Source organism: Pseudomonas sp. D8002 (assembly GCF_013385695.1).
Taxonomy (GTDB): Bacteria; Pseudomonadota; Gammaproteobacteria; order Pseudomonadales; family Pseudomonadaceae; genus Aquipseudomonas.
On the sequence record NZ_JACAPM010000057.1, the window covers coordinates 100,146 to 110,559 of the forward strand.

The following is a 10,414-nucleotide window of genomic DNA, read 5'->3' on the forward strand; positions in this document are numbered from 1 at the left end:
GCACGACTTTTTAGCGCGCGACTTCTTTAAGGTAGGCAGTTCGGGCCGCAACGGCAGTCGGCGTGAAATCCGTAAACACACCGTCAACACCGGCGCGGAAAAAGGCCATGTATTCCGCCGCCGGGTTGCCCTTGTAGGCACCTGCCAGGTATTTGGCTTCGTTGCGGAAGGTGAAAATATGCACGAACAGGCCGGCCTTGTGCGCATCGCTGATCAGGCTGGTGGGCTTGAAGGTATCGACCTCGGGCAAGCCGGGGTTATGCGCTGAAGCGGCGGTCAGCGACATCGCTTGCGGCTTCCATGGCCCGATGCCGTCGGCATAGGTCTTGACCTCGGCCAGCCCGGCCGGGGTCAGCATCGCACCAAAGGCGCGTGGGTCGCCGGCGACGGTCCAGCTGTAGGGGCGGCCGCTGACGAAGGTGTTGGGTTTGTCCGTGATGAAAATGGTCTCGCCGGTCTTGAAGTTCACCCCGTTCCCATCCACCAGTTGAACCGCCCTGGATTGCAGGCCGATGGAGCGCAGGTACTTCAGGCTGTTCGGGTCGAAGCTCTGCACGAACACCGGCGCATCTTTGCGATTGAGGTTGTTGTCTTCAAGGGTCTTGAGAAACGCCGCTTCGAACGGATGACTGCCCGGCGCGCCGCAGCCGTTGGCGATGGCCTGGGCATTGTTCCAGATCGGGTTCTTGCTTTCCGGGTAGGTGGTAATCACCCGGCCAGTGGCGGCGCTTTTGGCTTTCGCGATGTCGATCACTTCCTGGAAACTCAGGATCGGCAGCTTGCCGTTGAGTTCGGTCGGGCGCTCGTCGCGGGCGTCGTACGTCGTGCCGCCGATCCATTGCTTGAGTTCGGCCAGGGTGAAATCGCTGATTGACCAGTCGTTGGTATGGTCTTCGCCATCCACGATCAAGGACTTCAACACGGATTTTGGATCGTTGGGGTCAGTCAGATCACTCAGGTACTGGGCCGGGCCATTTTCTGCAGTGGCCGGGTACCTGACGTTAACCAGCACACCCGGCACCGTGCGCTTGCGGCGTGCAACTTCGGGATTGGTCTTCGCGACGTCGCTGATGTTGGTGTTGTCGCTCAACCAGGGATTGTGCCGGGCCACCAATACACAGTCCTTGGTCATGTGCAGGTCCAGCTCCAGCGAATCCGCACCAGCGTCGGCTGCATGCTCGTAGGAGGCCCGGGTTTCTTCCGGGTACAGTCCTGGCAGGCCGCGATGGCCGATAACCAGCGGCGGTGCACCGTCCAGGGTTTTGAACGAAGCAGGCGAGACAGGCGCGCTCCTGGTCACACTGTCACACGCGCTCACCGTCAGGCTGCATCCGATAACGATAAAACGGGCAAGCAGGGTTTTTACCGCTGGCGGGCCTGAGCGAGTGTGCATGTGTCGTCCTTCAAGAAGAGGGTAGGGGCGGGGTATCTGCGGATGTTGGCGTTGACGTATGACAGCGTCGTGACAGGAAGTGGCGTGGTGATTTTCCAGCGCGGCGCACCTGGGGTGAAGCAAAAATCTCACTGAATGCTTGACTTCTCCTTTTCAATCAGTAACATACGGCGCATTCCGCGATAGCTCAGTTGGTAGAGCAAATGACTGTTAATCATTGGGTCCCTGGTTCGAGTCCAGGTCGTGGAGCCAGATAGTAAAAAAGCCTGCAGCGATGCAGGCTTTTTTTTGCCTGGAATTTGTCCCGGACACTCGATTCAGGCGTGCCCTCGAAACAGGCGATATTCGGCAGGCATGCACACCGCACAAGGACGAAATCCCGCGGCGACAGCCGTCGCTTCATCGAGAAAAAACACGCGATTTTTCACGTAGCCGCCACGCGCAATGGCTCGCAGCGCCGCACGACAGTCGAGCTTTCCATAGCGCTTGCCGCGACGGTGGCCGCCCAGCGTTCCCGGCTCGAGGCTTGGGTAGGGTTTTGCATCTGCGCCCATCAGCATCCACACGTTTTTGTCAGCCATCGCCTGTCCTCCTGCCGCACCAGCCTGCGGTACGTCCGCCATGTATCGCCGATCAGATCGGCTGGCGCACCCGGTTTCTTGCTTTTTTTATCGATCAAAAAGGCTCAAAGTCGGGCACGCTATCCATTTCTGCTTTTCGACAGGATTCGAACATGTCAAAACTTCCCGAAACGTCCAACGATCCCTATCAATGGCTTGAAGACGTCGACGGCACGCGTTCACTGGACTGGGTACGCGCCCAGAACCTCAGGACCGAAGACCGGCTCGCCCGCTCCGACAGCTTCAAGCAGATCAAGTCCGATGTGCTGGAGATACTGGACTCGGACAGCAACATCCCCTACGTCGATAAGGTCGGCGCCTATTACTACAACTTCTGGATGGACGCCGCCCACCCGCGGGGCCTGTGGCGTCGCACCACGCTTGCGGAGTACCGCAAGCCTCAACCTGCCTGGGAAACGTTGCTGGACCTTGACGCACTGAACGCCGCCGAAGGCGAAAACTGGGTGTGGCACGGTGCTGATTTCTTGCGCCCGGACTACCAGCGCTGCCTGCTGGCGCTGTCCCGTGGCGGCGCCGATGCGAATGTCACCCGCGAGTTTGATCTGGCCAGCAAGACCTGGGTCGAAGACGGCTTCCAGTTGCCCGAGTCCAAGGGCGGCCTGGGCTGGATCGACCGTGACAACGTCTATGTCTATACCGATTTTGGTGAAGGGTCGATGACCCGTTCCGGTTACCCGCGCATCGTCAAGCAGTGGCAGCGCGGTACACCGCTGAGTGCCGCCAGTCTTGTCTATGAAGGCGCGCTGGATGATATGTACATCGCGGCGATGCACGACGACACGCCCGGCTACGAGCGTGACTTCGTCAGCCGCACGCTGGCGTTCTACAACAACGAGCTGTACCTGCGGGGCAGCGACAACCAACTAAGCAAAATCGACGCGCCGAACTCGGCGGAAAAGTCGGTGTACAAAGACTGGCTGCTGCTGGAACTGCGGGAGGACTGGACGCTTGATGAAGTGTTTGTGGCCGGCTCGTTGCTGGCGATCCGGTTTGATCGCTTCATGGCAGGCCAGCGGGATTTCGAGGTGCTGTTCACCCCTACGGACAGCACCTCGCTGGCAGGGTTTTTCTGGACGCTGAATCACCTGGTGCTGAACGTACTGGATCACGTCAAGAACCGCCTCAGCGTCCTCACTCCCGGCGCGAACGGCTGGCAGCACAGCCCGTTCACCGGGGCGCCGAGCATGGGGACGGTGGGTGCCAGCGCAGTGGACAGCGACGACAGTGATGCCGTCTGGCTGGTGACCACTGACTACCTGACGCCGACCACCTTGTCGCTGGCCGAGATCGGTCATCCGCCCGAGGTACTGAAAACCCTGCCGGCCTTTTTCGATTCCAGCCAGCACGTGATCGAGCAGCACTTTGCGGTCTCCAGGGACGGCACTCGTGTGCCGTATTTCCTGGTGCTCGGCAAAGACCTGCCGCGCAACGGCACGGCGCCGACCTTGCTCTATGGTTACGGCGGCTTTGAATACTCCCTGACCCCGTATTACTCCGGTAAGGCAGGCCGCGCCTGGCTTTCGAAGGGCGGGGTGTACGTGGTTGCCAACATTCGCGGTGGCGGTGAATACGGCCCGCGCTGGCACCAGGCCGCACTCAAGCAGAACCGTCCGCGTGCCTACGAAGATTTTGCCGCAGTGGCCCGTGACCTGATCGACCGCGGGATCACTTCGCCCCGACATCTGGGCGCGGAGGGTGGCAGCAACGGTGGTCTGTTGGTCGGCAATATGCTTACTCAATACCCGGAACTGTTCGGTGCAATCGTCTCCCAGGTGCCCTTGCTCGACATGCAGCGCTATCACCTCCTGTTGGCCGGGGCGTCGTGGATGGGGGAATACGGCAACCCGGACGTACCTGAAGAGTGGGCGTACATCCAGACGTTTTCTCCATACCACCTGTTCGATCCGGCGAAGGCCTACCCACCGGTGTTTTTCCTGACCTCGACCCGCGATGACCGGGTGCATCCAGCCCACGCCCGCAAACTGGCGGCGAAGATGATCGAGGCCGGCAAGGACGTGACGTACTACGAAAATATCGAAGGTGGGCACGGCGGGGCGGCGGACAATGCACAGGCTGCGCATATGAGTGCGCTGGTCTACAGCTTTTTGTGGGAGAAGTTGAGTTCTAATCGGGACTGAGTGTTGCCAGCCTTAATTGCTGGTATGCCTGCACCAATTGGTCGAGCGTAAACCCAAGGTTTCTGCCGCTGGGATTGGGCAGAACCCACACCGCCGCACACCCCAGGGTGTGCGGTTGAAGCCCCCAGGCAATCTGCTTCTGCCCGCTCAACGCGCTATAGGCGGCCTTTCCCAGAAACGCCACATACCGTGGCGCGTAGCGTGCGATCTTGCGTTCAAAACTAGCCGCCGCCGCCCTGAATTCATCCGCCGACAACTGATCCGCCCGGGCCGTAGGCCGCTCCACCACCGTGGTCAGCCCGCATTGGTATTGCAGGATCGTGCGGTCGTTCTCCGGCTGCACTTCATGGGGCGTAAACCCGGCCAGGTGCAGCGTGCGCCAGAACCGATTGCTCCTGCCCATGAAGTGATGCCCGGTGGCAGCGGCCTTCAGCCCCGGGTTTATGCCGCAGAAAATCACGGCCAGGTGCTCGGCCAGAATGTCTTCCAGTCCTTCACTCATCCGCAGATGACCTGCACGGCGTTGCGCGCCAGGGTGATCAATTCGGCGTGGGGCTTGCCCGCCCGTGCACGAATCGAAAGGCTGTGCACCAAAGACGCGGCGAGGACGGCGACGGCTGCCGGGTCTGCACCACCTTTCAACTCACCGGCCTCGATGGCCGTGCGCAAGCGGGTTTCGAGATGGGCGTCGAGTGCGTCGAGGCGCTGCAAAAGCACGGCGCGAATCTCCGCATCCTCCACCGCTTCAGTGGTTGCGGTGCCGATGATAAAGCAGCCCCGTGGCTCGCCATCCCCCGAAAAGTAGATCGACAACTGGCCTTCATATAAGCGCATCAGCGCCTCTGCGAGGGTCAGGCTCGGGTCGTCCAGCGCCTCGTCGATGGCGGCAGAAGCGAGACCCCAATACTGCTCAAGTGCCTTGAGGTAGATCGCGTGTTTGTCGCCGAACGCGGCGTACAGGCTTGGCCTGTTCATCCCGGCGGCGGTGGCGATGCTGTCCAGTGAGGCGCCGGAATAGCCGGTGCTCCAGAACACCCCGAGGGCTTTTTGCATTGCCGTTTCGGGGTCGTAGGCCCGTGGGCGGCCACGGCCTTTTGCCTCTGTGATCTTTTTTTGTGCCATGGCGTACAAAAATCCTTGAGTAGAGGTGGGTGGGTCGATATTCTTACATCATCGCACAAAATTAAGGCCTCAGAAATCCCGGGCTCAGCAAAGGTGATTCGATCATGAGCAATGCGTTGGAAAACACGACCCGCACCCCCTGGCGTTCACTGTTGATGGTGGGCTTTCCGGTACTCATTGCAGCGGCCGGGTATGTGTATTACCTCAAGGATGCGCCGTACGTATCCACCGATAACGCGTATGCCCGAGTGGCGAAGGCGTCGATCAATGCGCGGGTATCCGGGCAGGTCGTGGAGATCGCCGTGGAAGACAACCAGTCGGTACACAAGGGGCAGGTACTGCTGCGTATCAACCCCGAGCCGTTCCAGGTCGCGGTCGAGCGTGCCCAGGCGCAATTGAGCGTGGCGCGCCTGCGGATTGAAGGCCTCAAGGCCAGCTACCGGCAACAGCAGGCAGAGTTGCAGGCGGCCAAGGAATCGGCGGGTTTCGACCAGAAGGAATTCGCCCGCAAAAAGGCCCTGGTGGCCACCGAGTTCGTGTCCCAGGCCGTGTTCGAACGGGCCGATACCGACCTGAAAGTCGCCCGGCAACGCGTGGCGTCCGTCGAGCAGCAGATCGCCAATACGGTGGTGGCGCTGAACGGCAATCCCGACATCGAAATCGACCGACACCCGGCGATTCGGGAGGCCCAGGCGCAGCTCGACGAGGCGCAACTCTACCTCTCGTACGCGACGGTCTATGCCCCCGACGACGGCGTGGTGGCCAAGGTGGATGACGTGCAGGTCGGCGATTACCTGAACAGCGGCGCGCCGGCCTTCGCCTTGCTGTCGCCCCGTCGCACCTGGGTCGAGGCCAACTTTCGCGAAACCCAGATGACCCATATGCGAGCCGGTCAGCAGGCAACCATCAAGCTCGACACCTACCCGGATCATCCCTTCAAGGCGCACATCACCAGCCTGAGCCCGGGCGCCGGTGCCGACTTCGCGCTGCTGCCGCCGGAAAACGCCACCGGCAACTGGGTCAAGGTGGTGCAGCGGGTGCCGGTGCGCCTGGAACTGGACGAGGCCAACGCGGACTTGCCGCTGTTCTCCGGCACCAGCGCCACGGTGACGGTTGATATCAGGACCGGCCCATGAACGGCGCACGTACTCTCCGGTTTGCGGCGTTGCTGGTGACCTGGTTGCAGGCGGTCAACGTGTCGCTGCCGAACTCGGCCCTGCGGTTTGTGCAGGGCAGTTTGTCGATGACGGATGACGAGGCGGGGTGGATCTTCACGTCGTACCTGGCGGCCAGCGCGATTACATTGCCGGTAGCTCAGTGGCTTGCTGCGCGCTTCGGCGTGAAGGCGGTTTACCAGGCGGCGATGCTGATCTTCGCCCTCGGCCTGCTGCTTGCGACACAGGCCACCACCTCACTGCAATTCGTCGGCGCGCGGATCATCCAGGGGGCTGCCAGCGGCGTGTTGGCGCCGCTGTCGATGGCCATCGCCCTGGAGACATTGGCCCCGACGCAACGGCCAAAATTCGGCCCATCATGGACGGCGATCGGGTTGCTGGGGATTGTCAGCGGCCCGGCGATTGGCGGCTGGATCAGCGAGCATTTCGGCTGGCGCTGGATGTTCTACGCCAGCCTGCCGCTGTTGGCTTACACCTTCTTGATCGTGGCGATGTTGCAGCAGGAGAAGAAAGCCAACAGCGCTGCTGCGTTTGATTTCGCAGGCTTCGCCAGCTTCACCCTCGGCGTGATCGGCCTGCAAATGGTCCTCGACCGTGGCCAGCGCCTGGAGTGGTTCGACTCGCCCGAGATCTGGCTGGAAGCCGCCACCAGTGCCCTGGGGTTCTACCTGTTCGCAATGCACCGGTTCACCTCGAGCACACACTTCATCAGCAAGGGGTTATTGCGCGACCGCAACTTCGTGCTGTCGACCATCATGTTCTTCGCCGTCGGTTTCGTGCTGCTGCCGACCATGGCGATGACCTCGCCGATGCTGGATGAACTGCTGGGCTTCCCGCCCGACACCACAGGCTTCCTCACCATCCCCCGTGGCGTGGGGCTGCTGGGTGCGTTCTGGCTGATGAACAAGGTGCCTGCGCATCTCGACGGCCGCCCATTTGTGGTCGCCGGGATCGCCGTGGTGATCTACGCCAACCACTCGATGCTCGGCTATTCACCCTTGATGGACGGCTGGCCGGTGGCAGTGGCTGGCGCAATCCAGGGCGCGGGCCTGGGCCTGCTGATGCCGGCGCTTTCCCGGGTGGCGTTCAGCACCCTCGACCCGACGTTGCGCCCCGAAGGCAGCGGGCTGTTCAACCTGTCCCGCGTCTACGGCAGCACCCTGGGTGTGGCGGTGGTGCAGTGGTTCTTCTTCAACAACACCCAGGCGATGCACGTGGCGCTGGCCGGCCACCTGACTGTGCATTCGGTCCCCGCATCGACGCCCCTGGCGGGATTCGCCGCGCTGAACGAAGCCATCACCGGCCAGGCCGCCTTCATCGCGGTGGTCGGCCAATTCAAGATTCTGCTGTGGGCAATGCTGGTGGTGAGCCCGCTGGTGCTGCTGCTGCGTAAACCTGTCACGACCCACTAGTTTTCCGGAGTGTGCGTAATGAAATCCCATGGGCTTGTTATCACGGCCGTCATGACCCTGTCCGCGTGTTCGGTTGGCCCGGACTATAAGGCGCCGTCCGTTACCGCTTCGCCGCACTATGACGTGCAGGCTGAGCAGCACGTTTCCTTCAGTCAGAAGGTCAGCGTCGACTGGTGGTCGACCTTTCATTCCGAAACGCTCGACAGCGTGATGCGCCGGGCGATTGCCGGCAACCTTGAGCTGACGGCAGCGGACGCGACGTTGCGTCAGGCCGCCGCTTCGGTGGCTGCGGCCGAGGGTGCACTTTTCCCGCAGGTGGATTTCGCCGCGCAAGCGGGCCGCCAGCGCGTGCACAACGCCGCTCGGCCAGTGGTGACGAACTTCTATGGCGTCGGGCCGCAGGTCAGTTTCGACCTCGACGTATTCGGCGGCAATCAGCGCCGGGTCGAGCAACAGCAGGCATTGGCCGATTTCCAGCAGCATCGCTTCGAGGCGGCGTACCTGACGCTGACGGGCGACGTCGCCAGCCAGGCGTTGCTGATGGCCTCGGCCAGCGCGCAGATGGAAGCGGTGCAGACCTTGCTCGCCACCGACGCGAAAAACCTCGAACTGGTGCGCGCGGCGCAACACAGCGGCACGACGACGCAGCTCGATGTCTCCCTGGCCGAAACGCGACTGGCGCAGGACCGCACCCTGTTGCCACCACTCGCCCAGCAGCGCGATGCGGCGCGGCATGCGCTGTCGATCCTGGCGGGCAAGGGCCCGGCGGATTGGCGCGCACCGGATTTCGAACTGGCTGGATTTGCCTCGGCCACCACGCTGCCGGTCAGCTTGCCGTCCGAACTGGCCCATGACCGCCCGGACGTGCTGCAAGCCGAAGCCGAATTGCATGCGGCCAGCGCGGCGGTCGGCGTGGCCACCGCCAATCTCTATCCCCGTGTGGAGTTGTCCGCGTCACTGGCCCAGGCCGCGTCGGGCAATGGTGGTGCGGCGCTGTGGGGTTTTGCCGCCGGGTTGGCGGGGCCGATCTTCGATGGCGGAACTCTCAAGGCAGAGCGCCAGGCCGCCGTGGAGGGCTACAACGCCGCGCTCGCCAACTATCAGCAGACCGTCATCAAGTCCTTCGGCCAGGTCGCAGACACCTTGCAGGCGATCAACCACGACGCCGAGGAGTACCAGGCACAGACCGCCGCGCTACAGGCCGCCGCCAACAGTTTGCGCCTGAACCAGCAGGCCTATGGGGCAGGGGAGAGCGGGCTGTTGCAAGTGCTGGAGGCACAACGCGCCTATGAGCAGGCCCTGCTCGGGCAGATCCGGGCGAGCACCGCCCAACATCTCGACACCGTGCGGTTGTTCGTGGCGCTCGGTGGTCGCTCGGTCAACGATTTCAAACGCTAGTGGAGCAAACACATGAGCTATTACGATGCACTTCGCGATACCCGTTTTCCTTTGCAGCATGGCTCGGGCGCGATGCCGGCGGTGGGGTTCGGGACGCTGTTCAGGGATTTGACGGCCACCACCCAGGCGGTCACGCAAGCGTTGGAGGCGGGCTTTCGCCATTTCGATTGTGCGGAGCGTTATGGCAACGAAGCGCAGGTCGGCGCGGCGATTCACGATGCGGTGGCGGCCGGTAAAGTCCGGCGCGAGGACCTGTTCATCACCACCAAGCTGTGGAACAACAACCATCGGCCCGAGCGTGTGGTGCCGGCGTTCGAAGCCAGTTGCCGCCGGCTTCAGGTGGAGGTGATCGACTGCTACATGATCCATACGCCGTTTGCGTTTTTGCCGGGTGACGAGCTGCACCCACGGGATGCGTTTGGGCATGTGTTGTATGACTCGGGGGTGACGTTGATCGAGACGTGGCGGGTGCTTGAGCGTCTGGTGGATGAGGGGCGTTGCAAGTCCATCGGGGTGTCGGATATCAGCCTGGAAACGCTGCGGGAGTTGGTGGCGGTGGCGCGGATAAAACCTGCGGTGGTGCAGGTTGAGTCACACCCTTATCTGCCGGAGTGGGAGCTGTTGGAGTTTTGCAGGCAGCATGGGATTGTGGTGTTGGCGTTTGCGCCGTTGGGGCATGGGATGAGGCCGCGGGTGCTGGATGAACCGGTGATTACCGGGATTGCACGGCGGGTGCGGAAGACGCCGGCTCAGGTTGCGTTGGCGTGGTCGGTGCAGCGTGGGGTGGCGTTTTTGACCTCGTCGGTGACGCCGGCGCGGATACGGGAGGATGCGGATATTTCTACGTTGCCGCAGGTGGCGATGCGTGAGATTGAGCAGGACATTACGACCCGGGTTCGTTTTAATCCGGTGATGGATACTGGGGTGTTGGGGTTTATTTCGCGGGAGAAGTTTTGAGTTTGGCCGGGGGAGGGGGGTACATATCCGTTATTTAGGTTATGGCTACTTATGGTTTCGCTCTTATAGCGAGTCACTTTGCAAAAGCGGCAGGGGGCAGTTAGATCAAGATCAAAAGTAAGAGCACGGCTGCCTGAGAGCCGACCTGAGTGTTAAAAGCAAAGGCAAAAGCTGCTTT

At 61.9% G+C, this 10,414-nt stretch carries 9 protein-coding genes and 1 tRNA gene; 6 read left to right on the forward strand and 4 right to left on the reverse strand.

Annotated features, from left to right (window positions below):
• Positions 1-10 precede the first annotated feature (10 nt).
• Positions 11-1,393, reverse strand: a complete 1,383-nt coding sequence (locus tag HX807_RS29550) for a glycerophosphodiester phosphodiesterase family protein (RefSeq protein ID WP_177051931.1) — start codon at positions 1,391-1,393, stop codon at positions 11-13.
• A 176-nt stretch (positions 1,394-1,569) separates the two neighbouring features.
• On the opposite strand from HX807_RS29550, the gene HX807_RS29555 reads away from it, so the two are divergent.
• Positions 1,570-1,645, forward strand: a tRNA-Asn gene (locus tag HX807_RS29555).
• A 65-nt stretch (positions 1,646-1,710) separates the two neighbouring features.
• On the opposite strand, the gene HX807_RS29560 is transcribed toward HX807_RS29555, so the two are convergent.
• On the reverse strand, positions 1,711-1,974 hold the full coding sequence (locus HX807_RS29560; RefSeq protein ID WP_177028900.1) for an Ada metal-binding domain-containing protein: 264 nt from the start codon (positions 1,972-1,974) through the stop codon (positions 1,711-1,713).
• A 152-nt stretch (positions 1,975-2,126) separates the two neighbouring features.
• Here HX807_RS29560 and HX807_RS29565 point away from each other — a divergent pair, with 152 nt between their 5' ends.
• Complete coding sequence (locus HX807_RS29565) at positions 2,127-4,172, forward strand: prolyl oligopeptidase family protein (protein ID WP_177051933.1); 2,046 nt, start codon at positions 2,127-2,129, stop codon at positions 4,170-4,172.
• Here the strand turns inward: HX807_RS29565 and mug are convergent.
• Together mug and HX807_RS29575 are read right to left on the reverse strand one after the other, a co-directional pair.
• The gene (mug, locus tag HX807_RS29570; RefSeq protein ID WP_102605268.1) at positions 4,159-4,674 is read right to left on the reverse strand and encodes a G/U mismatch-specific DNA glycosylase; all 516 of its coding nucleotides are present in this window, start codon (positions 4,672-4,674) and stop codon (positions 4,159-4,161) included. The two genes, HX807_RS29565 and mug, sit on opposite strands and share 14 nt — an antisense overlap.
• The gene (locus HX807_RS29575; protein WP_003216516.1) at positions 4,671-5,294 is read right to left on the reverse strand and encodes a TetR/AcrR family transcriptional regulator; all 624 of its coding nucleotides are present in this window, start codon (positions 5,292-5,294) and stop codon (positions 4,671-4,673) included. The genes mug and HX807_RS29575 overlap by 4 nt, the downstream gene beginning before the upstream one ends.
• 104 nt (positions 5,295-5,398) lie before the next feature.
• Between HX807_RS29575 and HX807_RS29580 the strand changes: the two genes are divergently transcribed.
• From HX807_RS29580 to HX807_RS29595, 4 genes are read left to right on the forward strand one after another with little or no spacing between them, the layout of a single operon-like run.
• A complete protein-coding gene (locus HX807_RS29580; protein WP_087692937.1) occupies positions 5,399-6,430 on the forward strand; it encodes an HlyD family secretion protein in 1,032 nt (343 codons plus the stop codon).
• The gene (locus HX807_RS29585) at positions 6,427-7,881 is read left to right on the forward strand and encodes an MFS transporter (protein WP_102605267.1); all 1,455 of its coding nucleotides are present in this window, start codon (positions 6,427-6,429) and stop codon (positions 7,879-7,881) included. The genes HX807_RS29580 and HX807_RS29585 overlap by 4 nt, the downstream gene beginning before the upstream one ends.
• Before the next feature lie 18 nt (positions 7,882-7,899).
• Positions 7,900-9,279 (forward strand): efflux transporter outer membrane subunit, encoded by a 1,380-nt coding sequence (locus HX807_RS29590; RefSeq protein ID WP_177051935.1) that lies wholly within the window; start codon positions 7,900-7,902, stop codon positions 9,277-9,279.
• 12 nt (positions 9,280-9,291) lie between these two features.
• The gene (locus HX807_RS29595) at positions 9,292-10,236 is read left to right on the forward strand and encodes an aldo/keto reductase (RefSeq protein ID WP_177051937.1); all 945 of its coding nucleotides are present in this window, start codon (positions 9,292-9,294) and stop codon (positions 10,234-10,236) included.
• Positions 10,237-10,414 lie beyond the last annotated feature (178 nt).